This window comes from Geodermatophilus pulveris (assembly GCF_900188375.1).
GTDB classification, from domain to species: domain Bacteria; phylum Actinomycetota; class Actinomycetes; order Mycobacteriales; family Geodermatophilaceae; genus Geodermatophilus; species Geodermatophilus pulveris.
In genome coordinates this window covers 101568-127707 of the sequence record NZ_FZOO01000007.1, presented here as the reverse complement: position 1 = coordinate 127707, position 26140 = coordinate 101568, and the positions used below count along the sequence as shown (strand labels likewise).

Here is a 26140-nt window from a genome sequence, read left to right as displayed (position 1 = left end):
GGGACGGCCTCCGGGCCTCGGCGGACTCAAGCCACGCCCTCCCGGTGCCGATGCCTGGACCGGGATCCTGCGGGCACGCGGGACCGGACGGGGAGGGATGGCGATGGACCGGCCGCACCGGCGTGCCCCGCGGTTCCCCCGCGCGCCACTGGTCGCCGTCGTCACCGCGCTGGGACTGGTCGTCGCCGTGCCGGCGCTCCCGACGGCGCACTCGGCGTTCTCGGCCGCGACCGGCAACCCCGCCAACTCCCTGGCGACCGACTGGTTGCGCCCACCGTCGGACCTGGCCGCCATCCAGGCGTGCTCGTACGCACCCATCGCGGTCCGGGGTGCCCTCGCCTCGACCAGTCCCTCGCCGCTCAGCCTCGGTGTCCCCAGCGAGACCCGGTCGGGCGACGTCCTGGTGGCCCAGGTCGTCTACTACGGCACCTCGAGCATCACGGCCCCCAGCGACTGGACCCTCGTCCGCAAGGACACGAGCGGGAGCCTCGTGACCTCCGCCGTCTACCGGAAGGTCGCCGCGGCGGGTGAGCCGGCCGCCACCTTCTCTCGTCCCAGCACGGACAACGGCGACATGGTGGGCGGCATCGTCGCCTACAGCGGGGTCAGCCGGAGCGCCCCGGTTTCCGTCGAGGGTGTGGCCACCGGTTCCGGCGAGAAGGCGACCTCGCCGGGGCTGACGACGACGGCGACCGGTGTGGTGGTCCTCCACCTCCTGGCGAAGGGCTCGGCCCAGTTCCCGACACCGGCGGGCACCACCGGGCGCTGGCGGCTCAGCTCCGATTCCGAGGGCGTCACCGCGGCCGACGAGCCGTTCGCGGGGCCCGGTGCCATCCCGCGGCGGACCTCGACGGTGTCCGGCTCCACGACCCCGTGGATCGCCCAGGCGGTCGTCCTGCGTCCGGCCCTGGAGCAGGCCGGAGCGAGCCTCACGTGGACCGCCAGCCCCAGCTCCTGGGCCGACGGGTACCGGCTCGAACGCAGTGCGGGCGGCACGGTCCAGGCGACCCGGTCGCTGACCTCCGTCGGGACGACGGCCACCACGGAGGGACCGCTGCCCAACGGGGTCAGCTACACCTTCCGGTTGTGGGCCCACCGCGGCACGTGGGAGTCCTCAGCGGTGAGCACCACGATCGCCCTGTCCTGCTGAGGGGGAGACGACCCGTGTCCCGGTGCCGCACCGTCCCCAGCCGTTCCCTCCCCGCCCTCCCCGCCCTGCTCGCCCTGCTCGCCCTGCTCGCCCTGCTCGTGCTGCCGACGGCCGCCGCGGCCTTCAGGGCCACGACGACCAATCCCGCGAACTCCCTGGCCGCCGACCGGCTGCAGCCGCCGTCCGGGCTCACCGCCACGCAGAGCTGCTCGACGGCCACGATCGTCCACGTGGGCAGCTCGTCCTCGACCGGTCTGGGGACGCTCGTGCTGCAGACCCCGCCGGGGACCGATCCGGGGGACGTGCTCGTCGCACAGGTCAGCAACAAGGGAGGGGGTACCTCCCTGCTGACGCCACCGGCCGGGTGGACCTCGATCCGCCGTGACACCGTCCACCGCCCCGACGCCGTGCCGCAGGTGACCTCGGCCCTGTTCTGGCGGGCGGCGGTCGCCGGTGAGCCGTCGAGCGCGACGTTCACCCTCAACGCCTCCGTGGAGATGGTGGGGGGCATCGCGACCTACCGGGGCGTGAGCACGGCCGACCCGGTCGACGCGTCGCAGGTCAGGACGGGGACGAGCGCGACCGCGACCACTCCGTCGGTGACCACGACGACCGCCGCCACGATGCTGGTGGACTTCACCGCCAAGTGGCAGGACGACCTCCCCGCCCCGACCGGGACGCAGCAGCGCTGGCGGTTGACCTCCGGCGGCAGCACCGCCCACTACGGGGTCTCCGCCGGCGACGTGGCGTTCGCGGGGACCGGCGCGACCCCGACGCGCACCGCCGCCTCGCCGACCAGCAGCTCCAGCGAGTGGCTCGCCCAGACCATCGCCCTCCGTCCCGACCCGCAGCAGCCCTCCGCGGTCCTCACCTGGACGGCGACCCCGAGCTCCTGGGCCACGGGCTACCGGGGCGAGCGGGTCGTGGCCGGGACGGTGCAGGCGATCAGCAGCGCGCCGATGGGGACGACGACGGTCACCGACACGGGCCTGGTGGACGGCACCACCTACACCTACCGGGTCTGGGCCTACCGCGGCTCCTGGGTGTCCGAGGACGCGACCACCACGCTCACCCCGTCCTGCTGACCGGGGTCGCGGAGCGCTCGGCGGACGCCGCGGAGGTCCGGCCGGCGCTTCCCGACGGAGGCCCGTACGCCCTCCCTCGGCCGCCGACCCGGACCCCCTCGCTGCCCCCGCACAGCACCGCGGCCGCCGTCGCCGGTGCGGCGCCTCAGGGCTCCACGGTGACCTTGATCGCCTCTCCCTTCGCCACGATGTCGAACGCCTCCATGACCCGCTCCAGCGGCAGGTGCACGGTGATCAGGTCCTTGACCGGCACCTCGCCGCTGGCGATGTACTCCAGCGCCCGCTTGTTGTGCGCCGGCGCCGACCCGTTCGCCCCCATGATCATCAGCTCGCGGTAGTGCACCAGGTTCGAGTCGCACGCGATGATGGGGTTGGTCTTCGGCAGCCCGCCGAAGAACGAGATCCGCCCGCGCCGCGCGGCCATCCGGATCGCCTGCTCCTGCGCGACGTTGGCCGCCGTCGCGGTGATCACCACCTCCGCACCGCGGCCGCCGGTCAGCTCCATCACCCGCTCGACGACGTCGACCTCGCGGCCGTTGAGCACCTCGTCGGGCTCCACCGCCTTGGCCGACATCGCCAGCCGGTCGGCCAGCACGTCGATGAGGAACACCCGCTCCGCGCCGCGGGCCCGGGCCAGCCGGATGTGCAGGCAGCCGATCGGCCCGGCGCCGAAGACGACGACGGTGTCGCCCGGGCCGACGCCGATCAGCTCCTGGGCGTTGATGGCGCAGGCGAACGGCTCGGCCGCCGAGGCCTCGTCGAAGCCGATGTTGTCCGGGATGCGGTTGAGCCCGTCCACCTTGAGCACCTGGCGCGGCACGATCATGTACTCCGCGAACCCGCCGTCGTACTGGTAGCCGACGGAGGTCTGGTTGGCGCAGACCGCCATCCACCCGCGCCGGCACTCGTGGCACTCCCCGCACGGCACCGCGGCGATCACCTGGGCGCGGTCACCGACCGACCAGCCGTCGACCTCCGCGCCGACCTCGACGACCTCGCCGGCGACCTCGTGGCCGATGATCCGCGGCGGGCTGAGGTTCTGGTGGCCGTTGTGCAGGATCTTCACGTCGGTGCCGCAGGTCGAGCAGTTGCGGACCCGCAGCTTGACCTCGTCGGGCCCGCACTCGGGCTCGGGGGCGTCCTCGAGCCGGAGGTCCTCCGGTGCGTAGAAGCGCAAGACCTTCACGTGAGCCGTCCCCTCGTCGCGGGCTAGTCCTCGTTGACGGCGAGCAGGCGCTGGTAGAGCTCCTCGGCGGAGGAGGCCTCGACCAGTCCCTGCACCTCGGCCTCGTCGGAGAAGACGATCGCCACCTTGCCCAGGATCTCCAGGTGCCCACCCTCGACGCCGGCCACGCCGACGGCGAAGCGGACCTCGTTGCCGTCCCAGTCGATCGGCCGGTCGTAGCGCACCACCGACAGGGCGGACCGCGTGATGGCGTCCTTGGACTCGTTGGTCCCGTGCGGGATGGCCAGCCCGTTGCCCATGTAGGTCGACACCGACCGCTCGCGCTCGAACATGGCGTCGACGTAGTCGGGGGACACCGCGCCCGCGTCGACCAGCAGCTGGCCGGCCTCGCGGATCGCCTCGTCCTTGGTGGTCGCCGAACCGGGCACCTTCACCTGGGACAGCGTCAGGATGTCGCTCACGGGCGTCCCCCTCCTCGTCGGGCCGGCTCAGTTGGACGACGTCGCGTCGTGCCGGTTGGTGGTCCGGACCTCCTCGACGATCGCGTCGTACTGCGGGCTGTTGAGGAAGTTGTCCACCGAGACGTGCTCGGCCGACGGCGCCATGGTGCGGGCCCGCGCGGTCAGGTCGCGGTGGGTGACGATGAGGTCGGCGTCGTCGGTCAGGTTGGCGATGGCCTGGTTGCTGACCGAGACGTCGGGGAAGCCCGCCTTCTTGATCTTGTTGCGGAGCACCGAGGCACCCATCGCGCTGGACCCCATCCCGGCGTCGCAGGCGAACACGATCCGCTGGATCGGGGCCCGGTCGGTGCGGGCGGCGTCCTCGATGGCCTCCCCGCCGGCCGCCGCGCTGCCCACGCGCTCGCCGGCCGGCCCGGCCAGGACGTCGGCGACGGAGCTCTTCTTGCCCTTCATGCCCTCCATCGCGGCGGTCGCCCCGGCGAGGTCGCCGTCCTTCTTGCGGCTGGCCTTGAGCAGCACCGAGCACACCAGGAAGGACGTCGCCGCCGACAGCAGCACCGACAGCACGACGCCGAGGAAGGCGTTCGAGGGTGTCTGCGCCAGGACGGCGATGATCGACCCGGGGGCGGCCGGGGCGCGCAGGCCGGCGTCGAAGAGGGTCAGGGTCGCGATGCCCACCATGCCGCCGGAGATGGCGCCCAGCAGCAGCACCGGCTTCATGAGCACGTACGGGAAGTAGATCTCGTGGATGCCGCCGAAGAAGTGGATGACCGCGGCGGCCGGCGCGGTGCTGCGCGCCATCCCGGTGCCGAACACCATCCAGGCCAGCAGCACGCCCAGGCCCGGGCCGGGGTTGGCCTCCAGCAGGAACAGGATCGACCGGCCGTCCTCGACCGACTGTGACACCCCGAGCGGGGTGAGCACGCCGTGGTTGATCGCGTTGTTGAGGAACAGCACCTTGGCCGGCTCGATGATGATGCTGGCCAGCGGCAGCACGCCGTTGTCGACCAGCCAGTCCACGCCGTTGCCGAGCACCGTGGAGATCCCGGACACCACCGGGGCGAAGGAGAAGAAGCCGAGCACGGCGAGGGCGGCGCCCACGATGCCGGCGGAGAAGTTGTCCACCAGCATCTCGAAGCCCGGCTTGACCCGGCCCTCCCACAGCCGGTCGAGCTGCTTCATCACCCAGCCGGCCAGCGGGCCCATGACCAGCGCGCCGAGGAACATCGGCTGGTCGGTGCCGACGATGACGCCCATGGTGGCCACCGCGGCCACCACGCCGCCGCGCAGCCCGTGCACCATCCGGCCGCCCTGGATGGCGATCAGCAGCGGCAGCAGGTAGGTGATCATCGGGCCGACCAGCCCGGTGTTCTCCTCGCCGTTCTCGTCGGTGCCGAAGCCGCCGAGCTCGGCGACCGGCGTCCACCCCGTCTCGATGAAGAAGGCCGTGATCAGGCCCCAGGCGATGAACGCGGCGATGTTCGGCATGATCATCCCGGACAGGAAGGTGCCGAACTTCTGCACCGCGACCCTCGCGCCCGAGCTGCCTGTCGGCGTCTGTGCGGCTGCGGTCACTGTGTGCCTCTGCTCTCCGTCGGGCGTCCCGGATCCGCGGGCACGCCGACGGCCGTCGCGCCGCGGGAGCGGGGAAGAGGTCGGTGTGCTCGCTCCACCGAGTGTTCTGAGTCACGTCTGGGCACGTCAAGGGCCGAGTGCCAGAATGGGCGCCGACCGCTCACATGAGCAGGAGGTGCGGGTGTGGCCCAGCCGCTGACCGGCCCGGCGGCCCTCGTCCTGTCCGCCTCGGTGGCCCGCCGCTACTACCTCGACGGGCGCTCCAAGGTGGAGATCGCCGAGGAGTTCGGGCTCAGCCGCTTCAAGGTCGCCCGGCTCATCGAGGGTGCCCTCAGCAGCGGCCTGGTGCGCATCGAGATCGGCGACCGGGGGCTGGTCGACGTCGACCTGTCCGCGCGGGTGCGCAGCCGCTTCGGCCTCGAGCACGCGGTGGTCGTGGACACCCGCGACGAGCACCCCGATGCCGTCCGCCGGCAGCTCGGTCAGGTGGCCGCCGACCTGCTCGCCGAGGTGGTCGGCCCCGAGGACGTGCTGGGGGTCGCCTGGTCGCGCGCTGTCGGGGCGATGGCCCGGGCGCTGCCCCGGCTGTCCGGCGTCCCCGTCGTGCAGCTCACCGGCGCGCTCTCCCTGCCCGGCGGCGAGGAGACCTCGATCGACGTCGTCCGCGACGTGGCCCGCGCGGCGGGCGGGCCGGCCTACGTCTTCTACGCGCCGTTCACGCTGCCCGACGCGGGCACCGCCCGGACCCTGCGCCGGCAGCACGAGGTCGCCCTCGCCCTCGCGCAGCTCCCGCGCGTGACGAAGGCCGTCGTCGGCGTGGGCGCCTGGGCGCCCGGGCAGTCCACCCTCCACGACACCGCCCGGGAGCACGACCGCCGGGAGCTGCGCCGGCTCGGCGTCTGCGCCGAGGTCTCCGGCGTCTTCCTCACCGCCGACGGCGAGCCGGTGCGCGCCGGGCTGTCCGAGCGGCTGCTCGGCATCGACGCCGACCAGATGCGGGCCGTGCCCGAGGTGCTCGCCATCCCGTACGGGCTGCCCAAGGTCCCCGCCGCGCTCGCCGCGCTGCGCAGCGGCCTGGTCGGCGGCCTGGTCACCCACCGCACCTTCGCGCAGGCGCTGCTCGAGGCGACGTGACCGGTCCCGCGGGCACCACCGGGACGCCGTGGGACCGGCCGGGCCCCGAGGTCCCGCTGCCCGGCGGGGTCGCCAACCGCGGCCGGGTGGTCCGGGTCGGGGACACCGTCCGCCGTCCGCTGCGCCGCACCAGCCCGGCCACGCACGCCCTGCTGGACCACCTCGCCGCCGTCGGCTTCGACGGGGCCCCGCGGGTGCTCGGCACCGACCGGCAGGGCCGGGAGGTCCTCGGCTACATCCCCGGGACGGCGGTGACCCCGCCCTACCCGGACTGGGCGCTCACCGACGCCGCCCTGCGCAGCGTGGCGCGGCTGCTGGCCGACTACCACCGCGCCGTCGCCGGCTTCGACCCCACGCCGCACAGCTGGCCGCAGCCCCCTCCGGACCCCTACGCCGGGGAGCTGGTGGGGCACAACGACCTCAACCTGGACAACGTCGTCTTCCGCGGCGGCCGGGCGGTCGCGCTCATCGACTTCGACCTCGCCGGCCCCGGCTCCCGGCTGTGGGACGTCGCGTGCGCCGCCCGCCAGTGGGCGCCGGTGCGCCCCGACGCGACCGTCCGCGACGCCCGCCAGGGGCAGGGCCTGCGCCGGCTGCGGGTGTTCGCCGACGCCTACGGGCTGACCGGCGCGGAACGGGCGGCGCTGCCCGCGGCGATCCAGCAGAACCAGGAGTGGTTCGGCGGGGTCGTCGAGCGCTACGCCGCGGCCGGGCACGCCGGGTTCCTGGAGTACTGGCGGTCGGGGACGCGGCTGGGGTCCGAGGAGTACCGGGCGTGGCTGGCCGGGCAGGAGCCGGCGCTGCGGGCGGCGCTGTCGGGCTGAGGGTCAGCGCGCCGCGCGGAAGTCCGGCCGCCGCTTCTCGACGAAGGCCCGCACGCCCTCCCGGCCCTCCGGGTCCGCGGCGGACTCCGCGATCAGCCGCGCCTCGTGGTCCAGCTGCTCGGCCGGGGTGCGGGCGGCCGCGCCGCGGATGAGCGCGCGGGTGCGCACCAGCGCCCGCACCGGCCCGGCGGCCAGCGCGTGCGCCAGCGCCCCGGCGGACTCGCGCAGGTCGTCGTCGGCCACCACCCGGGCGACCAGGCCGCACGCCCGCGCCTCCTCGGCGTCCAGCGTGCCGTCGGTGAGCACCAGGTCCAGCGCGCGGGCCGGGCCGAGGGCGTGCGCGAGGGTCCAGGTGCTGCCGCCGTCCGGGGAGAAGCCGATCGCCGCGTAGGCGGGGCGGATCCGGGTCGAGCGGGCGCAGACGACGACGTCCACCGCGCCCAGCAGCCCCACGCCGGCGCCGGCGACGGCCCCGTGCACCCCGGCCACGACCGGCACCGGGCTGTCCAGCAGCGCCCGCACCACGACGTGCCAGTCGGTCGCCAGCCGGCCCACCTCCGCACCCGGGTCCGCGGCGGCGGCGAAGCCGCGCACGTCGCCGCCGACGCAGAACCGCGGGCCGTCGGCGAGCAGCAGCACCGCCCGGGCCCGGGGCGGTCGGGCGCCCAGCGCCCCGGCCAGGGCCGCGGCCATCGCCGGGTCGAGGGCGTTGCCGGTGTCCGGCGCGGCGAGGGTCACCCGCCACACGTCGCCGTCGAGGTCGGTGCGCACCGGCCGGTCGGTCATCGTCGTCCTCCGGGGGTCAGAACCAGGACGGGAACCACATCCGGTCCAGCCACTCCACGCGCGTGAGCGGCTGCCCGGTGAGGACGGGGAGGAAGAACACGAAGGTCGCCGCCACCACCGCGACGCCGAGCGCGACCACGCCCAGGCCGGCCTGGCGGCGCAGCCGGGACGCGCCCGGGGGGCCCAGGACGTCCTGCAGCACGAGGACCACGGCGAGCACGAAGAACGGCAGCACCGGCGCGGTGTAGAAGGCGAACATCGTGCGCTCGGGGTTGAGGAACCAGGTGCCCCAGCCGGCGGCCACCGCGACGGCGACGACCAGGGCCGCCGGGTCGCGGCGGGCGACCAGCCGCCAGGCCAGCCAGACCAGCGCCGGCGCGAAGGCATACCAGAGGGTCGGCGTCCCGACCATGAGGATGTAGCGGACCACCTGCTCGCCGGCGGCGTCGGTGAGCCCCTGCGGGTTCCACAGCAGGATCGGCCGGCCGTTGACCAGCCACGCCCACGGCCCGGACTCCCAGGGGTGCGGCGTGGACAGCCCGTTGTGGAACTCCAGCCACTCGGCGTGCTGGTGCCACAGCGAGCGCAGCGCGTCGGGCACCCAGGGGAACGCCGTCTCCGGGTTCTGCTGCGCCCACGCCCTGCCCTGCGAGGTCTCGCCGAGGAACCAGCCGGTGAAGCTGGCCAGGTAGGTGAGCACCGGGACGGCGGCCAGCGCCCACAGCGCCCCGGGCAGGCCGTGCCGGGCCGTGGCCCGTGTCGGCCGGGGGACGCCGGCCTCCCACCGGGCGGCGCGCTCCCACAGCAGGCTCAGCACCGCGAAGGCGGCCAGGAACCACACCCCGCTCCACTTGACCGCGCAGGCGCAGCCGAACAGGAACCCGGCCGCCAGCCGCCACCCGCGTGGCCCCAGCGGCCCGGCCGCCCCCGCCCGGACCCGCGCGCGCACCCGGTCGCGGTCGACGACCAGGCAGGCCACCGCGGACAGCACGAACACCTGCAGGAAGACGTCGAGCAGGCCGATCCGGGACAGGGTGAAGGCCAGCCCGTCCAGCGCCAGCAGCAGCCCGGCGAGCAGGCCCAGCAGCGTCGAGCCGGTCAGTCGCCGGGCCAGCCGGGTGAGGACGACGACGGCGATCGTCCCGGCGACCGCGGAGGGCAGCCGCCAGCCGAAGGAGTCGTAGCCGAACAGCCCGATGCCGGCCGCGATCAGCCACTTGCCCAGCGGCGGGTGCACGATGAACGTGTAGCCGCGGTTGTACTCGTGGCCCCACTCCAGCAGCTCGCGCGCCTGCGGCGGGTAGTACGCCTCGTCGAAGAGCAGCTCGCCGGGGTAGCCGAGGTCCCACACCCGCACGGCGAAGGCGCCGAGGCCCAGCAGGGCGGTGAGCAGCCAGGCGGTGCGCTCGTCGGCGGGCAGCGGCGGGGTGCGGTCGCGGCGCGGCCGGGGGAACGGGAGGCGGCGGATGCGGGCGGGGCCGGGCCTCCCGGGCTCCCGCCCCGTGCGCTCGGGAGCCAGCACCGCCATGCGGCCAGGGTATGTGGGCGTGCCGCGCCGGCCGCCGTGACAGGCTCGGGGCATGGGTGGACGGCTGGTGCTCGGTGGGGCGCCGCTCGGGCAGCCCGGTGACGTCGGCCCGCGGCTGCGCGCGGCGATGGCGACCGCCGACGTCCTGGCCGTCGAGGACACCCGGCGGCTGCACCGGCTGGCGGCCGACCTGGACGTGCGCCCGGCCGGGAAGGTGGTGACCTTCCACGAGTCGGTCGAGCGGGCCCGGCTGCCCGGGCTGCTGGCCGCGCTCGCCGAGGGGCGCACCGTCCTGCTGCTCACCGACGCCGGCATGCCGTCGGTCTCCGACCCCGGCTACACGCTGGTGCGCGCGGCGATCGATGCCGGGGTCGAGGTGACCTCGGTGCCGGGCCCGTCGGCGGTGACCACCGCGCTCGCCGTCTCCGGCCTGCCGGTCGACCGGTTCTGCTTCGAGGGCTTCCTGCCGCGCAAGGCGGGGGAGCGCCGGTCGCGGCTGACCGGGCTGGCCGGCGAGCGCCGCACGATGGTGTTCTTCGAGTCGCCGCACCGGCTGGCCGACGCGCTGGCCGACGCCGCGGCCGCCTTCGGCGACGACCGGCCCGCCGCGGTGTGCCGGGAGCTGACCAAGACGCACGAGGAGGTCCGCCGGGGGCCGCTCGCGGCCCTGGCGGAGTGGGCGGCCGGCGGGGTGCGCGGCGAGATCACCCTGGTGGTCGGCGGGGCGCCCGCGGAGCCGGTGGTGCTGACGCCGGCCGAGCTCGCGGGCCTGGTGGCGGGCGAGGAGGCCGCGGGCGCCACCCGCAAGGACGCCATCCGCGCCGTCGTCGTCCGCACCGGGCTGCCCCGCCGCACCGTCTACGACGCCGTGGTCGCCGCGAAGGACAGCTGACCCGCGGGCGAGACGGGCATAGGAGGCAATGCACACGTCCGGGTGGGTTGAGGGGCGTGCATTGCCTCCTATGCCTAGGCCCGGGTGGGCGGGCTCAGCCGGCGAGCTGAGCCAGGCGGGTCCGGTAGACCTCGAGGACCCGTGCACGAACGCCCGCCGGATCGCGCAACACGTCGGCGTAGGTGAAGCGCAGCACGACCCAGCCGGCTGCGGCCAGAGCGCGGTCCCGACCGAGATCATTCCGCCGATCCTCCGGGGAGGTGTGGTGCTGGGCGCCGTCGAGTTCGACAGCCAGCATGGCCTCGGGCCAGCACCGGTCGATCCGAACGCTCCCCGTGGGGAGCCGGAGCCGGTACTGCCCGACACTGGGCGGGAGGGAACGGTGCCGGAAGACGTTCAGCACACCATGGACCTCGAGCTCGCTCTGGCAGCCGTCAGCGATGAGCTCGATGGTCTGGCGCAGGCTCCGGTGGCCGGCGACGTTGGGCCGCTCGAGGAGTGCCTCGCCGAGCAGTTCCGCCGTCGTCAGCCTTCGACGCACGAGGTCCAGGGCGAGCGGACGCCGTTCCGCCGTCGGCAGGAGCGGCCAGGAGTCGATCACCGACCGGGCGAGCGCGGTGACCCGAAACCCGCTCCGCTCGACGCACTGGCGCGACTCCGGATCGAAGCGGAGTCGCCGATGGACGACGAGACCCGGGCTGCCCGCCCGCTTGATGCTCTGGTCCACCGTCATGTGCAGGGGCCGCTCGAGTGGCCGGACGCCCCAGACAGCGAGGGCGGTGGTGTGGCTCAGTGCCGCCACCGGGCCGGCGTGGAGGACGGCGGCTCGCAGGGCGGTCGCGTCGTCGACGTGGGAGTCCCGGAGCCGGTACACGTGCGGGAAGACGCGCACGAGGTTGCGCCGACCGACGTGGCCGTCGAGGACCCGGCGGGGGATGTGCTCCAACAGTTGCCGGCGGGTCGCCAAGCCACCCCGCTCAGCCATCGTCCTCGCGATCACCGGGCGCCAGTCCACGGGCGGAGCCTCGCCGTTCCAGGCGGCGGACGGCGAGTCTGTTCGGAATCTGTGGACGACCGGGGCACTGGCGTCACCACCCTCAGCAGGCATAGGAGGCAATGCACACGGTGTGAGGGGTCGTGACGTGTGCATTGCCTCCTATGCCTGGAGAGAGCCCCTACAGCCAGCCGTTGCGCTTGAAGCCGCGGTAGAGCAGGGAGCACGTCGTGACGATGATCAGCAGCACCGTGAAGTAGCCGTACCGCCAGGTCAGCTCGGGCATGAACTCGAAGTTCATCCCGTAGATCCCGGCGATGGCCGTGGGGACGGCGATGATGCCGGCGTAGGCGCTGATCTTGCGCATGTCCTGGTTGTCGGCCTGCGTGGCCCGCGCCAGCGACGCCTGCAGGATCGAGCTGAGCAGCTCGTCGAGGCCGGAGACCTGCTCGCGCACCCGGATGGCGTGGTCCTCGACGTCCCGGAAGTAGGAGCGCATCGCCTCCGGGACGGGGTCGATCTGCCGCTCGGCCAGCTTCTGCAGCGGCACCTCCAGCGGGGAGACCGCCCGCCGCAGCGACAGCAGCTCCCGCTTGAGCTGGTAGAGCCGGCCGATGTCGTCGGTCCGCTCGGGACTGAACACCGAGGCCTCCAGCTCCTCGACGTCCTCCTCGACGGCGGCGGCGACGTCGACGAAGGCGTCCACCACGTGGTCGGCGACCGCGTAGAGCACCGCGGCCGGCCCCAGGCACATCAGGTCGGTCTGCTCCTCCAGGCCCTGCCGCAGGTCGGCCAGCGCGCCGTGCTCACCGTGCCGCACGGTGATCACGTAGTTCGGGCCGACGAAGACCATGACCTCCCCGGTGTCCACGACCTCGCTGGTCGCGGTCAGCCGGTCGTGCTCCACGTACGTGGCGGTGGTCAGCACCATGAACAGGACGTCGCCGTAGCGCTCGAGCTTGGGCCGCTGGTGGGCGTAGACGGCGTCCTCGACGGCGAGCGGGTGCAGCCCGTAGTGCGCGGCGATGGTGCCCAGCTCCTCCTCGGTCGGCGCGTAGAGCCCCAGCCAGACGAAGCCGCCCCGGGCCGCGGCGGCCGGCAGCGCCTCGTGCGGCTCGACCGGGGGCTGGCGGTGCCCGTCGACGTAGACGGCGCAGTCGACGATCGGCCCCACCCCCGGGGGCCGGGACGGCGTCGTGCGCGGCCGGCCCTCGGGCCGGGGGCGGGTCGACGGGAGTTCCGTCGGCAGCCCGCGTGGCGTTCCGCGGGGGACCTCCGTGCCGGGCATCCGCACTCCTCTCCCCATCGACTCGACGCCGGCAGCGTAGGCGTGCGGGCGGGGGAGCCCCGTGCCACGCTGCCGGGGTCCCGACCGTGCCGAGAGCGAGGACGCCGTGGCCGCCAGCACCCGCCGGGTGAAGTCCGTCGAGGACTCCATCCGCGACACCGACGAGCCGGAGCACCGGCTCAAGAAGAACCTCTCCGGCCTGGACCTCACCGTATTCGGCGTCGGCGTGATCATCGGCACCGGCATCTTCGTGCTCACCGGGCTGGTCGCCCGGGACCAGGCCGGACCGGCCGTCGCGATCTCCTTCGTCATCGCCGGCGTGGTCTGCGGGCTGGCCGCGCTCTGCTACGCCGAGTTCGCCTCGACGGTGCCGGTGGCCGGGTCGGCGTACACGTTCTCCTACGCCACGTTCGGCGAGTTCGTCGCCTGGATCATCGGCTGGGACCTCGTCCTGGAGCTGGCTCTGGGTGCGGCCACGGTGGCGGTCGGCTGGTCGGGCTACCTCAACCAGCTGCTGGGCGACCTGGGCATCCCGCTGCCCACCGTGATCGCCGGTGAGGAGGCGAGGTTCAACATCCCGGCGGTCGTCATCGTCGCGGTGATGACCGCGGTGCTGGTGCTGGGCATCAAGCTCTCCTCCCGGGTGACCTCGGTGATCGTGGCGATCAAGGTCGCCATCGTGCTGCTGGTGATCGTGGTCGGCTTCTTCTACGTCCAGGCGGCCAACTACACCCCGTTCGTGCCGCCGGCCCAGCCCGCCGCGGCGGACGCGAGCGGCTGGGACGCCCCGCTGGTCCAGACGCTGTTCGGGTTCAGCCCGGGCACCTTCGGCTGGGGCGGGGTCATCGCCGGCGCGTCGATCGTCTTCTTCGCCTTCATCGGCTTCGACATCGTGGCCACGGCCGCGGAGGAGACGAGGGACCCGAAGCGGGACATGCCCCGCGGGATCCTCGGCTCCCTGGCCGTCTGCACGGTCCTCTACGTGGCCGTCTCGCTGGTCGTCGTCGGCATGCAGGACTACACCGAGCTGTCCGCCGAGGCGCCCCTGTCGGAGGCCTTCAGCAGCGTCGGGCTGCCCGTCTTCGCCAGCATCATCTCGATCGGCGCGCTGGCCGGGCTCACCTCGGTGGTCATGATCCTGATGCTCGGGCAGTCGCGGGTGCTGTTCGCCATGAGCCGCGACCACCTGCTGCCCCCGCGGTTCGCCGCGGTGCACCCCCGCTACGGCACGCCGTACAGGATCACGATCGCCACCGGGGTCTTCGTCGCGGTCCTCGCCGCGGTGGTGCCGCTGGCGGAGCTGGCCGAGCTGGTCAACATCGGCACGCTGTTCGCCTTCGTGCTGGTCTCGATCGGGGTGGTCGTGCTGCGCCGCACCCGGCCGGACCTGCCCCGGTCCTTCCGGGTGCCGCTGATGCCGGTCCTGCCGATCGCCTCGGCCCTGGCCTGCTTCTGGCTGATGGCCAACCTGCCCGGCAACACGTGGCTCCGGTTCGGGATCTGGATGCTCCTCGGCGTCGTCGTCTACCTCCTCTACGGGCGGCACACCAGCCGGCTCGCCACCGGGGGGTCGCTCGACCCGGCGACCGCCGGGGACCGGGAGGCGGCGCGCCGCGACGCGGACGGCTGACCGGTCTCACCCCGGAGGGTGAGCGGGGCGGCGCGAGGCTGCTCCGCGGCGCGGGACCGGCCGACCTGATCGGGGACCGCCGTCCCCGGTCAGGGAGAGCAGCACCGTGGCGACCACCGCCGACACCCCGCGCCGCCCGCCGGTCACCGTGCTGGCCGCCGCGGCCCTCGGCGTCCTGGAGGCCGTCGCACTGCTGGCCGGCGGGCTGACCGGCCTGGACGGGCTGCTGCTGTCGCCGCTGCGCCCGGCCGGCCCGGTCGTGGCGGCCCTGCTGCTGCTCCTCGCCGGCTGGGTGGTGCTGTGCGCCGGCGGCGGCGTCGCGCTGCTCGACCGGTCCGGACGGCGGCTCCACACCGCCGTGGCCACCGCCGAGGCCGCCCTCGTCGGGGGGCTGCTGGTGCTGGCGCTGCTCACCCCGCTGTTCGACGCGCTCCCGGTCGGCCTGCCCCTGCCGGCCCTCGCGCTGCTGGCCCTCGGCCTGCCCGTCGGCAAGCTGCTGCTGGCCGGCGCGCCGTCCGCCCTCGTCTGGGCCGCCCACGGACCGCGCACCCGGGAGCCCCGCCCGCAGCGGGCCGCCGCCGGACCGCGGACCCGCGCGGCCACCCTCGCCGTCATCGGGCTGGCGCTGGTCACCGTCGCGCTCGCCGTCCCGGCGCCCGGCGCGACCCCCGAGACCCCGGCCACGGCGGGCACCGGACGGCCCTGAACCCGCTGGACGGCGCTCCGTAGTGTGGGCGCGTGAGTGATCGGCACATCCTGACCGCCGTGGCCTGGCCCTACGCCAACGGCCCGCGGCACATCGGCCACGTCTCCGGCTTCGGCGTCCCCTCCGACGTCTTCAGCCGCTACCACCGCATGGTGGGGGACCGGGTGCTGATGGTCAGCGGCACCGACGAGCACGGGACGCCGATCACCGTCGCCGCCGACGCCGAGGGCGTGAGCCCGCGGGAGATCGCCGACCGCAACAACCGCGTCATCGTCGGCGACCTGCAGTCCCTCGGGCTGTCCTACGACCTGTTCACCCGCACGACGACGGTCAACCACGCGGCGATCAGCCAGGAGATCTTCCTCGGCCTGCTGAAGAACGGCTACGTCTTCCCGAAGACGACGCTCGGCGCGATCAGCCCCTCGACCGGGCGCACCCTGCCCGACCGCTACATCGAGGGCACCTGCCCCATCTGCGGCTACGACGGCGCCCGCGGCGACCAGTGCGACAACTGCGGCAACCAGCTCGACCCGGTCGACCTGATCAACCCGAGGAGCCGGATCAACGGAGAGACGCCGAGGTTCGTCGAGGAGGAGCACTACTTCCTCGACCTGCCGGCGTTCACCCGGGCCCTCGGCGACTGGCTGGCCACCCGCGAGGGCTGGCGGCCCAACGTCCTCAACTTCGCCCGGAACCTGCTCACCGACCTCAGGCCGCGCAGCTACACCCGCGACATCGACTGGGGGGTGCCCGTCCCGCTGGACGGCTGGCGGGACCGGCCGGACAAGCGGATCTACGTCTGGTTCGACGCCGTCGTCGGCTACCTGTCGGCGTCCATCGAGTGGGCCCGGCGCAGCGGCGACCCGGAGGCCTGGCGTGCGTGGTGGCAGACCCCCGAGGCGGGCGCCTACTACTTCATGGGCAAGGACAACATCGTCTTCCACGCCGAGATCTGGCCGGCGCAGCTGCTCGGCTACGACGGCGAGGGCGACAAGGGCGGGACGCCGGGCTCGCTGGGCCGGCTCAACCTGCCCACCGAGGTCGTCTCCAGCGAGTTCCTCACCATGGAGGGGCGCAAGTTCTCCTCCTCCCGCCAGGTGGTCATCTACGTGCGCGACTTCCTGGCCCGCTACGACGCCGACGCGCTGCGCTACTTCATCGCCGCGGCCGGCCCGGAGAGCCAGGACACCGACTTCACCTGGGCGGAGTTCCTGCGCCGCAACAACGACGAGCTGGTCGCCGGCTGGGGCAACCTGGTCAACCGCACGGTGTCGATGGCGGCCAAGAACGTCGGCGCCGTCCCGGCGCCCGCGGAGCTCACCGACGCCGACCGGGCGCTGCTCGGCGCCACGTCCGGCGCGTTCGGCGCGGTGGGGGAGCTGCTGGCCCGCAACCGGCAGAAGGCCGCGGCCGCCGAGGCGATGCGGGTGGTGGGCGAGGCGAACAAGTACCTGTCCGACCAGGCGCCGTGGAAGCTCAAGGAGGACCCGGCCCGCCGGGACACCGTGCTGCACACCGCGCTGCAGGCGGTCAGCGACTGCAACGCGCTGCTCACCCCCTTCCTCCCGCACTCCGCGCAGAAGGTGCACGAGCTGCTCGGCGGCACCGGCGTGTGGTCGCCGGCGCCGCGGGTCGAGGAGGTCACCGACCTCGACGACGGCTCGCCCTACCCGGTCATCACCGGCGACTACGCCGAGGGCCAGGCGGTGTGGGCCTCCCGGCCGCTGCCGCCCGGGACGCCGCTGTCGCCGCCCACCCCCGTGTTCACGAAGCTCGACGAGTCGATCGTCGCCGACGAACTGCGGCGGCTCGAGGGCGGGGAGTGAGCCGCTCGGCCGCGTCGCGCGCCAACCGGCGGGGCGAGCCGCCGCCGTCCCCGGAGCCCCTCCCGTCGCCCGCGGTCGACAGCCACACCCACCTGGACATCACCCTCGACGGGGACCGCCGGCCCGACGACGCGGCCGTCGACGACGAGATCGCGGCCGCCGTCGCCGTCGGCGTCCCGCGGCTGGTGCAGGTCGGCGTCGACGTGCCCTCGTCGCGGTGGTCGGCGGAGCTGGCGGCCCGGCACCCGCGCGTGCTGGCCGCCGTCGCCGTACACCCCAACGAGGCCGGCGCCGGCGCCGCGACGGACGACGCCCTGGCCGAGATCGACCGGCTCGCCGGGCTGCCGCGGGTGCGGGCGGTGGGCGAGACCGGCCTGGACCGCTACCGCACCGGGCCCGACGGCTGGGCGGCGCAGGAGGCCTCCTTCCGCGCGCACGCCCGCATCGCCGCGGCGCGCGGGGTGGCGCTGGTCGTCCACGACCGCGACGCGCACGCCGAGGTGCTCCGGGTGCTGGACGACGAGGGCGCCCCCGAGCAGGTGGTCATGCACTGCTTCTCCGGCGACCCGGGGTTCGCGCGGGCCTGCGTCGAGCGGGGCTGGGTGCTCTCCTTCGCCGGCACGCTGACCTTCGCCAACGCCGGCCACCTGCGCGAGACCGCCGCGCTGACCCCGGTGGACCAGCTGCTGGTGGAGACCGACGCGCCGTTCCTCACCCCGGTCCCGCACCGCGGCCGGCCCAACGGCTCCCGGCTGGTGCCGCACACGGTCCGCGCGCTGGCCGAGGTCACCGGCGTGCCGCTGGCCGAGCTCTGCGCCCACCTGACCTCGACCGCCGAGCGCCTCTTCGGCCCCTGGTAGTGGGCGGACCCGAGGAGCCGGACCCGGCCGGCGTCACGCCCCGGCATTCCGGGGGACACTGGGCCGCGTGGGCCGCCTCATCGCCGTCGTCCTGTTCATCGCCGTGCTGGTCCCCGGTGTCCTGCTCGCCCGCGCGTGGGCCCTGGCCGCGGGCCGCCGCGCCGTGGCCGCAGCGGCGGTCGGGTTCACCACCCCCACGCCCGAGGGGCTCGCCGTGCTGCGCCGCCAGGCCCAGCACGGGCGGCGCGTCCGGCAGCTGGGCTTCCTGCTCGGCGTGGTGGCGATCGGCGTCAGCATCGCGGTGTTCGCGGAGGCGTCGGTGTTCCTCTGGCTGCCGGCCCTGGTCATCGGGCTGCTGCTGGGCGTCGTCCTCGCCGAGGCCACCCGCCCGCGGCCGCGCTGGCGGACCGGCTCCCCGGCCCGCCGCCCCCGGCAGTCGGAGCTGATCTCCCCGGGGCTGCTGTGGGCCACCCGCGCCGTCGTCGCCGCCGAGCTGCTCACCGCCGTCCTCATGTGGCGCAGCGGCGAGCTGCCCGACAGCGTCGGCTGGGTCGCCGTCGCCCTCCCGCTGCTCGCCTGGCTGCTCGCCGAGGTGGCGCTGCTGCGCGCGCTGCTGCGCCCGCTGCCCGCCGAGGGAGCCGACGTGCCGCTCGACGAGGCGCTGCGCACCTGGACGGTGCACCTGGTCGCCGCGGCGGTGAGCGTGCTGGCGCTGCTGCCGCTGGGGGCGCTGCTGCTCGCGGCCGGCATCGACCTCGGTGACCGCGTCACCTCGGGCGTCGACCTGCTGCCCGTGGCCCTGGTCGCCGGCGGGTTCGCCGGGATCGCCGCGGGCCTCGCCCTCGCCGTCTTCCTGGTCACCTGGCTCAAGCCGGTCCGGGTCGACGACCGCGCCCTGACGAGGTGATCCGTCGTCCCCGTGTGCATGGCGCCGTGACCACCTCCTCGGGCTCGGGGGCGGTCAGGACGCCATGATCGCGCGGTCGGGGCGGTGGCCTTGATCACCCCGCCCGGCTCGCACTGCGCACCCGTCACACCCGCCTCAGACGGCGCGTCGGTCACTCACGGTGTCGGCGCGTCCACGAGTCGACACATCACCCCGCTGGTTCACTCGTCGCGCACCGTTGCCACATGCACCGTCCTCGTTATCGTGTCGTGACCAGCCGGGGTGGGGACCGACCCGGAGGGCACCGCGACCGGGAGCTCCGCCTCCCCGTCGCCTGCCGTCCGAGCCGGGTCGCGCTCGGTACCCGCCCTGCCGGCGAGTGCCCGCGCGCGCCTCCATCCGGGATCTCCTGACCCTGGAAGAGCCGTGCCCCGACCCCTGAAGCCCGTCCTCCTCGCCCTCGTCCTGCTCGGACTCGTGGGCGGCTCGCTGGCCCTCGCCGCGCAGAAGTCCGTGACGCTCACCGTCGACGGGCAGGCCCGTGAGCTCAGCACCTACGCCGACACCGTCGGCGAGGTGCTCGAGGAGGAGGGCCTGCAGCCGCGGTCGCACGACGTCGTCCTCCCGGACGCCGCCGCCGCGGTCGGCGACGGCGACACCGTCGTGCTCAACCGCGCCCGCCCGCTCACCCTCACCGTGGACGGCGTCAGCAGCGAGGTGTACGTGACCGCGCTGTCGGTCGACGAGGCGCTGGCCCAGCTCGGGTACCGCGCCGAGGGCCTCGTGGTCTCCGCCAGCCGCAGCGAGCGCCTCCCGCTCGACGGCATGGAGCTGTCCATCACCACACCCAAGGACGTCACCCTCGTCGTGGACGGCCAGGAGCGCGTGGTCACCACCACCGCGGCCACCGCCGGCGAGCTCCTCGCCGAGCAGGGCGTCACGCTCGGCCCGGCGGACCGCGCCAGCCTCCACCCCGGCCAGGCGCTGCTCGCCCACATGCGGCTGCAGGTCTTCCGCGTGCAGGTCGGCGAGGTCGCCGTCCCGTCGCCGGTGGACTACCGCACCGTCGAGACCCCGGACCCCGCCGCCCTGGAGGGCGACGACACCGTCACGCGGAAGGGTGTCGAGGGGGAGCAGGTGACCACCTTCCGCGTCACCGTCACCGACGGCGTGGAGACCGGCCGCGAGCAGCTGGCCACCACCGTCACCCGCGAGCCGGTCGACCAGCTGGTCACCGTGGGTACCAAGCCCCGCCCGGCCACCTCCGTCCCGGCCACGGCCGACGGGCTGAACTGGGCGGCGCTGGCCAAGTGCGAGTCCGGCGGCCGGCCCACCGCGGTCAGCGGCACCGGCAAGTACCGGGGCATGTACCAGTTCTCCCAGGCGACCTGGAACGCTGTCGGTGGCAGCGGCGACCCCGCCGCGGCGTCGGCCGAGGAGCAGACCAAGCGCGCCCAGATGCTCTACGCCCGCTCCGGCGCCGGGCAGTGGCCGCACTGCGGGAAGAACCTCTTCAACTGATCGGACCGGTGCTGAGCACCCCACCTGGACAGACCGACGGGCTGCTGGGCCCGGCCGCCATCCGCGACCTGGCCCAGCAGCTCGGGCTGCGCCCGACCAAGAGCCTCGGGCAGAACTTCCTGCACGACGCCAACACCATCCGGCGCATCGTGCGCACCGCCGAGCTGGACCCCGGCGACGTCGTCCTCGAGGTGGGTCCCGGGCTCGGCTCGCTCACCCTCGGGCTGCTGCCGGTCGCCGGGCACGTCACCGCCGTCGAGATCGACCCCCGGCTGGCGGCCCTGCTGCCGCGCACGGTGGCCGGGCGCACCCCGGACCTGGCCGGCCGGCTGACCGTCGTCGAGGCCGACGCGCTGCGGGTCCGGGAGCTGCCCGCGCCGGCCCCGACGGCGCTGGTGGCCAATCTGCCGTACAACGTGGCGGTGCCCGTCCTGCTGCACCTGCTGGAGCTGCTGCCCACGCTGCGGCGCGCGCTGGTGCTCGTGCAGGCCGAGGTCGCCGAGCGGCTGGCCGCCGCCCCGGGCGCGCCGGCCTACGGCGTCCCGTCGGTCAAGGCCGCCTGGTACGGCGAGGTCCGCCGGGCCGGCAGCGTCGGCCGCCGGGTGTTCTGGCCCGAGCCCAACGTGGATTCCGGCCTGGTCGCCCTCGACCGCCGGCCACCGCCGGCGGGGGACCGCGCCGCCACCTTCGCCGTCGTCGATGCCGCGTTCGCCACCCGCCGCAAGGGGCTGCGGGCCGCACTGGCCCGCTGGGCCGGCAGCCCCGCGGCCGCGGAGGCCCGGCTGCGCGCCGCCGGCATCGACCCGGCCACCCGCGGCGAGCAGCTCTCGGTCGCCGACTTCGCCCGGCTGGCCGCGACGGAGCCCCCGGCATGAGCTGGGCCTCCTCCGGCGGGCCCGGCCGGATGGCGGGAGGAGGCGCGGTCGTCGCCCGCGCCCCCGCCAAGGTCAACCTGCACCTGGCCGTCGGGCCGCTGCGCGAGGACGGCTACCACGAGTTGCGCACCGTGTACCTCGCCGTCTCGCTGTTCGACACGGTCACCGTGCGCCCCGGCGCCGGGCTCACCGTCACCGTGACCGGCGAGGGGGCGGCCGGCAGCGGCACCGACGCGGTGCCGACCGACCGCCGCAACCTGGTCTGGCAGGCCGCCGAGCTCCTGGCCGAGCGCGCCGGCGTGCCGGCGGACGCGGACATCACCATCGACAAGTCGATCCCCGCGGCCGCCGGGCTGGCCGGGGGCAGCGCCGATGCCGCGGCCGCGCTGGTCGCCCTGGACGCGCTGTGGGGCACCCACGCCACCCGGGGCGAGCTGGGCGCGCTGGCCGCCCGGCTGGGCAGCGACGTCCCGTTCAGCCTGGTCGGCGGGGTGGCCCTGGGCTCCGGCCGCGGCGAGCAGCTGTCCCCGGTGCTGGCCCGCCGCCGCTGGGACCTGGTGCTCGGCATCTCCGGCGAGGGGCTGTCCACCCCGACCGTCTACGCCGAGCTGGACCGGCTGCGGGCCGAGGGCCGGGTGCCCGACGGCGAGGTGCACCCCTCGCCCGACCCGGTGATCGCCGCCCTGCGCAGCGGCCCGGTGCGGGCCCTGGCCTCCTCGCTGGCCAACGACCTGCAGCCCCCGGCGCTCTCCCTGCGCCCGGACCTGCGCCGCGCGCTGCGCGCCGCGACCGGCGCCGGGGCGGCCGCGGCGATCGTCAGCGGCTCCGGCCCCACGGTGGCCGCGCTCGCCCCGGACGAGGCGGCGGCGGTGCGGATGGCCGCGACGCTGGCGGGGGAGGGCGTCTACCGCACCGTCCGCGCCGTGCACGGGCCGGTGCCCGGCGCGCGCCTCGTCGGGTGAAGGACCGCCCTCCCCCCACGCCTCGCGAGCTCGGCGCGGGCCCCTGGAGGGCGGCCGTTCCAGCACCTCACCGGCCGGCGCGGGGCCTCAGGACGGAGCCGGTACGCGGCGCTTGGCCGCCAGGCGCACCGGGTCGGGCCACTTGACGCCGGAGGCCCAGCCCAGCTTCTCGAACACCCAGATCACGCGGGCGCTGATGTCGACCTGCCCGCGCAGCACGCCGTGCCGGGCGCAGGTCGGGTCGGCGTGGTGCAGGTTGTGCCACGACTCGCCGGCGCTGAGGATCGCCAGCGGCCAGAAGTTGGTGGCCCGGTCCCGCGACGCGAACGGCCGGTCGCCCACGACGTGGCAGACGGAGTTGATCGACCAGGTCACGTGGTGCAGCAGCGCCACCCGCACCAGCCCGGCCCAGAAGAACGCCGTCCACGCGCCGGTCCAGGTCCCGGTCACCACGCCGCCGACGACCGCCGGCAGCGCCAGGCTGAGGAAGGCCCAGACGACGAACAGCCGGCTGGTGCGGCGCAGCGTGGCGTCCTTGAGCAGATCCGGGGCGTAGCGCTCGGCGTTGGTCTGCCGCCGGTCGAACAGCCAGCCCAGGTGCGCGTGCCACATGCCCCTGAGCAGCGCGCGGGCGTCCGTGCCGTACCGCCACGGGGAGTGCGGGTCGCCCTCACGGTCGGAGAACGCGTGGTGCCGGCGGTGGTCGGCCACCCACTGCACGACCGGACCCTGCACGGCCATGCAGCCGACGACGGCCAGCGCGATCCGCAGCGGCCGGGCGGCCCGGAACGAACCGTGCGTGAAGTGCCGGTGGTAGCCGACGGTGATGCCCAGCAGCGTGAGGGAGTACAGGCCGACGGCCAGGCCCACGTCCAGCCAGGACAGGCCCCAGCCCCAGACGGCGGGGACGACGGCGGCGAGCGCGAGGAACGGCACGACCACGAAGACGTACAGCGTGACCTGCTCGAGCAGGCCCTTCTCCTTGCCGAACGCGGTCGCCGGGAGCCCGGCGTCGGGGTCGGCCGGCCGGGGGGCCGGCGCCGTGGGCCGCGTCGGGGCGGGAGCGGACAAGGGGCCTCCAGGGCTCCGGGACCGGTGCGGTGCGGTCCGGCCGGACCGCCGCACCCGCCCTCGTCCGTAAGCTACGTCACCGCGGGGACCCCCGCCCGGCCGGTCCCGGGCGTGGGACCGCGCCGCCGGCCGGGGGGCGCCTAGGCTGCCGGGGGACGCCGGCCGGCGTCCGCGCCGTCCTGCGGCGGCCCGCAGTGGGGGATGGGGTAATCGGCAGCCCGCCGGCCTTTGGAGCCGGGAAGTCTCGGTTCGAGTCCGAGTCCCCCAGCACAGCCGCCGCCCAGGCCGAGGAGCCCCGTGTCCGAATCGCGTCAGCCCGGTGCCGTCCCCGAGGGCGGGGTCGCCGCCGTCGTCGTCCTCGCCGCCGGGCAGGGCACCCGCATGAGGTCCGCGCTGCCCAAGGTGCTGCACCCCCTCGGCGGACGCAGCATGCTCGGGCACGTGCTGGCCGCGGCCGCCCCGCTGGCCGCCCGGCACACCCTGGTGGTGGTCGGCGCCGGCCGCGAGGCCGTCGAGGAGCACCTGGCCCGGGTCGCGCCGGACGCGCGGCCGGTGCTGCAGGCCGAGCAGCTGGGGTCCGGGCACGCGGCGGCGGTCGCCCTGGCCGCCGTCCCCGACCTGGACGGCCCGGTGCTGCTGGTCAACGGCGACGCCCCGCTGCTGACCGCCGGCACCCTGGCCGCGCTCGTCGAGGGCCACCGCGCGGCGGGCAGCGTGTTCACCGTCCTCACCTCCGAGGTCGGCGACCCCACCGGGCTCGGCCGGATCATCCGCGGGCCGGGCGGCGGGGTGCGGGCCATCGTCGAGGAGCGGGACGCCACCGACGAGCAGCGCGCCGTCCGCGAGGTCAACGCCGGCGTCTACGTGGCGAACGCCGCGACCCTGCGCCGGGTGCTCAGCGGCCTGGCCTCGGACAACGCCCAGGGCGAGCAGTACCTCACCGACGCGCTCGCCCCGCTGGCCGAGGGCGGGGCGCCGGTCGCCGCGGTCCGCGCCGCGGACCCGGACGACGTCCTCGGCTGCAACGACCGCCGGGAGCTCGCCGCCCGCCGCCGCACCCTCAACGACCGGGTGCTCGACGGGCTGATGCGCGACGGGGTCACCGTCGTCGACCCGGCCACCACCTGGGTCGACGTCACCGTCACCGTCGCGGCCGACGCGCTGCTCGAGCCCGGCGTGCACCTCCGCGGGACGACGACGGTGGCCACCGGCGCCGTCGTCGGCCCGGACACCACCCTGGTCGACACCGCGGTGGGGGAGGGCGCCAGCGTGCTGCGCTCGCACGTGCTGGGCGCCGACGTCGGCCCGCGCGCCACCGTCGGCCCGTTCAGCCACCTGCGGCCGGGCACCCGGCTGGCCGCCGGCGCCAAGGTCGGCGCCTTCGTGGAGACCAAGAACGTGCAGCTCGGCGAGGACTCCAAGGTGCCGCACCTGTCCTACGTCGGCGACGCCACCATCGGCCGGGGCTCCAACATCGGGGCGGCGACGGTGTTCGTGAACTACGACGGCGTGGAGAAGCACCACACCGAGGTCGGCGACCACGTGCGGATCGGCTCGGACACCATGCTGGTGGCCCCGGTCACCGTCGGGGACGGCGCCTACACCGCGGCCGGATCGGTCATCACGACCGACGTCCCCCCGGGCGCGATGGCCGTCGCGCGGGCCCGCCAGCGCAATGTGGCAGGCTGGGTGCGGCGACGCCGTCCCGGGACGGCCGCCGCACGGGCCGCTGGAGCGGCCGGGGATGCAGGGGCCGAGTCGGCGGCCGACACCCGCTCGGAGGCATCCGGGTAGGCGGTGGCGTCGGCCCGACGACGCGATGAGCAGGGGTTGACCAGCCGATGAGCGCCATCCGGCAGACACCGAGCAAGACCCTGATGCTGTTCTCCGGCCGGGCCTTCCCGGAGCTGACCGACGAGATCGCCGGTCACCTCGGGGTGACGCCGACGCCGACGGCGGCCTACGAGTTCGCCAACGGTGAGCTGTTCGTCCGCTTCGAGGAGTCGGTACGCGGCTGCGACGCCTTCGTGGTGCAGAGCCACACGGCGCCGCTGAACACCTGGCTCATGGAGCAGCTGATCATGGTGGACGCCCTCAAGCGGGCGTCGGCCAAGCGGATCACCGTCGTCGCCCCGTTCTTCCCCTACGCCCGGCAGGACAAGAAGCACCGCGGCCGCGAGCCCATCTCCGCCCGCCTGGTCGCCGACCTGTTCAAGACCGCCGGCGCCAACCGGCTGATGACCGTCGACCTGCACACCGCGCAGATCCAGGGCTTCTTCGACGGCCCGGTCGACCACCTGTTCGCCCTGGACCTGCTCGTGGCGCACGTCTGCGAGCGGTGGGGCGACCGGGACATCACCGTGGTCTCGCCGGACTCCGGCCGGGTGCGGGTCGCCGAGCGGTGGACCGACAAGCTCGGCGGCGTCCCGTTGGCCTTCATCCACAAGACGCGCGACCCGCTGCGCCCCAACGAGGTCGTCGCCAACGCCGTCGTCGGCACGGTGGAGGGCCGCACCTGCATCCTGGTCGACGACATGATCGACACCGGCGGCACCATCGCGAAGGCCGCCGAGACGCTGTTCGAGGCCGGTGCCGCTGACGTCATCGTCTGCGCCACCCACGCCGTCCTCTCCGGCCCGGCGGTCGACCGGCTCAAGAACAGCCGGGTGAGCGAGGTCATCGTGACCAACACGCTGCCCATCGAGACGTCCCGCCGGTTCGACAAGCTCACCGTGCTCTCCATCGCCCCGCTGCTCGCCCGGGCGATCAAGGAGGTCTTCGAGGACGGCAGCGTCACCTCCCTGTTCGACGGCGCGTCGTAGCCCGGCTGCCGCGCAGCGGGTCGGGGTCGCGCGACGCCGCGGGGCGGGCCCCGGGTACGCTGGTCGGGTTGCCCGGCG

Annotated in this window: 23 protein-coding genes and 1 tRNA gene; 16 read left to right on the top strand and 8 right to left on the bottom strand. The window is 75.0% G+C overall.

Features of this window, described 5'->3' with window-relative positions; translation table 11 throughout:
- Positions 1 to 103: 103 nt before the first annotated feature.
- Together CHB98_RS14950 and CHB98_RS14945 are read left to right on the top strand one after the other, a co-directional pair.
- A complete protein-coding gene (locus tag CHB98_RS14950) occupies positions 104 to 1150 on the top strand; it encodes a hypothetical protein (protein WP_143425096.1) in 1047 nt (348 codons plus the stop codon).
- 14 nt (positions 1151 to 1164) lie between these two features.
- Positions 1165 to 2235, top strand: coding sequence for a fibronectin type III domain-containing protein (locus CHB98_RS14945; RefSeq protein WP_089306390.1), 1071 nt, complete (start codon positions 1165 to 1167; stop codon positions 2233 to 2235).
- Between the two features lie 145 nt (positions 2236 to 2380).
- Here CHB98_RS14945 and CHB98_RS14940 read toward each other — a convergent pair whose 3' ends face one another.
- Genes CHB98_RS14940 through CHB98_RS14930 form a run of 3 tightly spaced genes read right to left on the bottom strand, consistent with a single transcriptional unit; the run spans position 2381 to position 5457 of the window.
- Complete coding sequence (locus tag CHB98_RS14940) at positions 2381 to 3421, bottom strand: zinc-dependent dehydrogenase (RefSeq protein WP_089306389.1); 1041 nt, start codon at positions 3419 to 3421, stop codon at positions 2381 to 2383.
- 23 nt (positions 3422 to 3444) lie between these two features.
- Positions 3445 to 3882: a PTS mannitol transporter subunit IIA gene (locus CHB98_RS14935; RefSeq protein ID WP_089306388.1), complete on the bottom strand. Its 438-nt coding sequence runs from the start codon at positions 3880 to 3882 to the stop codon at positions 3445 to 3447.
- Positions 3883 to 3909: 27 nt separating this feature from the next.
- Positions 3910 to 5457, bottom strand: coding sequence for a PTS mannitol transporter subunit IIBC (locus tag CHB98_RS14930; RefSeq protein ID WP_089306387.1), 1548 nt, complete (start codon positions 5455 to 5457; stop codon positions 3910 to 3912).
- Positions 5458 to 5640: 183 nt separating this feature from the next.
- Here CHB98_RS14930 and CHB98_RS14925 point away from each other — a divergent pair, with 183 nt between their 5' ends.
- Both CHB98_RS14925 and CHB98_RS14920 read left to right on the top strand, forming a co-directional pair.
- Positions 5641 to 6591, top strand: coding sequence for a sugar-binding transcriptional regulator (locus CHB98_RS14925; protein ID WP_089306386.1), 951 nt, complete (start codon positions 5641 to 5643; stop codon positions 6589 to 6591).
- Positions 6588 to 7415, top strand: coding sequence for a phosphotransferase (locus CHB98_RS14920; protein WP_089306385.1), 828 nt, complete (start codon positions 6588 to 6590; stop codon positions 7413 to 7415). The genes CHB98_RS14925 and CHB98_RS14920 overlap by 4 nt, the downstream gene beginning before the upstream one ends.
- Positions 7416 to 7418: 3 nt before the next feature.
- Here the strand turns inward: CHB98_RS14920 and CHB98_RS14915 are convergent, their stop codons facing one another.
- Positions 7419 to 8201: an enoyl-CoA hydratase/isomerase family protein gene (locus CHB98_RS14915; protein WP_089306384.1), complete on the bottom strand. Its 783-nt coding sequence runs from the start codon at positions 8199 to 8201 to the stop codon at positions 7419 to 7421.
- 16 nt (positions 8202 to 8217) lie between these two features.
- Positions 8218 to 9729, bottom strand: a complete 1512-nt coding sequence (locus CHB98_RS14910) for a dolichyl-phosphate-mannose--protein mannosyltransferase (RefSeq protein ID WP_089306383.1) — start codon at positions 9727 to 9729, stop codon at positions 8218 to 8220.
- 52 nt (positions 9730 to 9781) lie between these two features.
- Here CHB98_RS14910 and rsmI point away from each other — a divergent pair, with 52 nt between their 5' ends.
- Positions 9782 to 10621 (top strand): 16S rRNA (cytidine(1402)-2'-O)-methyltransferase, encoded by an 840-nt coding sequence (gene rsmI, locus CHB98_RS14905; protein ID WP_089306382.1) that lies wholly within the window; start codon positions 9782 to 9784, stop codon positions 10619 to 10621.
- A gap of 94 nt (positions 10622 to 10715) precedes the next feature.
- Here the strand turns inward: rsmI and CHB98_RS14900 are convergent, their stop codons facing one another.
- Positions 10716 to 11636, bottom strand: coding sequence for a DUF559 domain-containing protein (locus CHB98_RS14900; RefSeq protein WP_089306381.1), 921 nt, complete (start codon positions 11634 to 11636; stop codon positions 10716 to 10718).
- Positions 11637 to 11796: 160 nt separating this feature from the next.
- On the bottom strand, positions 11797 to 12903 hold the full coding sequence (locus CHB98_RS14895) for a magnesium and cobalt transport protein CorA (RefSeq protein WP_089306380.1): 1107 nt from the start codon (positions 12901 to 12903) through the stop codon (positions 11797 to 11799).
- 106 nt (positions 12904 to 13009) lie between these two features.
- Between CHB98_RS14895 and CHB98_RS14890 the strand changes: the two genes are divergently transcribed.
- The 8 genes from CHB98_RS14890 (at position 13010) to CHB98_RS14855 (ending at position 22169) form a co-directional block, all read left to right on the top strand.
- A complete protein-coding gene (locus CHB98_RS14890; protein ID WP_089306379.1) occupies positions 13010 to 14533 on the top strand; it encodes an amino acid permease in 1524 nt (507 codons plus the stop codon).
- Between the two features lie 106 nt (positions 14534 to 14639).
- A complete protein-coding gene (locus CHB98_RS14885; RefSeq protein ID WP_089306378.1) occupies positions 14640 to 15239 on the top strand; it encodes a hypothetical protein in 600 nt (199 codons plus the stop codon).
- A 32-nt stretch (positions 15240 to 15271) separates the two neighbouring features.
- Positions 15272 to 17065: a methionine--tRNA ligase gene (metG, locus tag CHB98_RS14880; RefSeq protein WP_089306377.1), complete on the top strand. Its 1794-nt coding sequence runs from the start codon at positions 15272 to 15274 to the stop codon at positions 17063 to 17065.
- The gene (locus CHB98_RS14875; protein WP_089306376.1) at positions 17062 to 17925 is read left to right on the top strand and encodes a TatD family hydrolase; all 864 of its coding nucleotides are present in this window, start codon (positions 17062 to 17064) and stop codon (positions 17923 to 17925) included. Before metG ends, CHB98_RS14875 begins: the two co-directional genes overlap by 4 nt.
- Before the next feature lie 67 nt (positions 17926 to 17992).
- Positions 17993 to 18832, top strand: coding sequence for a hypothetical protein (locus tag CHB98_RS14870; protein WP_089306375.1), 840 nt, complete (start codon positions 17993 to 17995; stop codon positions 18830 to 18832).
- 405 nt (positions 18833 to 19237) lie between these two features.
- Positions 19238 to 20332 carry a resuscitation-promoting factor gene (locus CHB98_RS22770; RefSeq protein ID WP_089306374.1) on the top strand — a complete coding sequence of 365 codons (1095 nt, stop codon included), beginning with the start codon at positions 19238 to 19240 and terminating at the stop codon, positions 20330 to 20332.
- An 8-nt stretch (positions 20333 to 20340) separates the two neighbouring features.
- On the top strand, positions 20341 to 21207 hold the full coding sequence (gene rsmA / locus CHB98_RS14860; protein WP_245821176.1) for a 16S rRNA (adenine(1518)-N(6)/adenine(1519)-N(6))-dimethyltransferase RsmA: 867 nt from the start codon (positions 20341 to 20343) through the stop codon (positions 21205 to 21207).
- Positions 21204 to 22169 carry a 4-(cytidine 5'-diphospho)-2-C-methyl-D-erythritol kinase gene (locus tag CHB98_RS14855; RefSeq protein ID WP_089306373.1) on the top strand — a complete coding sequence of 322 codons (966 nt, stop codon included), beginning with the start codon at positions 21204 to 21206 and terminating at the stop codon, positions 22167 to 22169. Before rsmA ends, CHB98_RS14855 begins: the two co-directional genes overlap by 4 nt.
- Positions 22170 to 22256: 87 nt before the next feature.
- Here the strand turns inward: CHB98_RS14855 and CHB98_RS14850 are convergent, their stop codons facing one another.
- On the bottom strand, positions 22257 to 23240 hold the full coding sequence (locus CHB98_RS14850; RefSeq protein ID WP_089306372.1) for an acyl-CoA desaturase: 984 nt from the start codon (positions 23238 to 23240) through the stop codon (positions 22257 to 22259).
- A gap of 195 nt (positions 23241 to 23435) precedes the next feature.
- On the opposite strand from CHB98_RS14850, the gene CHB98_RS14845 reads away from it, so the two are divergent.
- From CHB98_RS14845 to CHB98_RS14835, 3 genes are all read left to right on the top strand, one after another.
- A tRNA-Gln gene (locus CHB98_RS14845) sits at positions 23436 to 23508 on the top strand.
- A gap of 29 nt (positions 23509 to 23537) precedes the next feature.
- Positions 23538 to 25034: a bifunctional UDP-N-acetylglucosamine diphosphorylase/glucosamine-1-phosphate N-acetyltransferase GlmU gene (gene glmU / locus CHB98_RS14840; RefSeq protein ID WP_089306371.1), complete on the top strand. Its 1497-nt coding sequence runs from the start codon at positions 23538 to 23540 to the stop codon at positions 25032 to 25034.
- Positions 25035 to 25081: 47 nt separating this feature from the next.
- Positions 25082 to 26062, top strand: a complete 981-nt coding sequence (locus CHB98_RS14835; RefSeq protein WP_089306370.1) for a ribose-phosphate diphosphokinase — start codon at positions 25082 to 25084, stop codon at positions 26060 to 26062.
- Positions 26063 to 26140 lie beyond the last annotated feature (78 nt).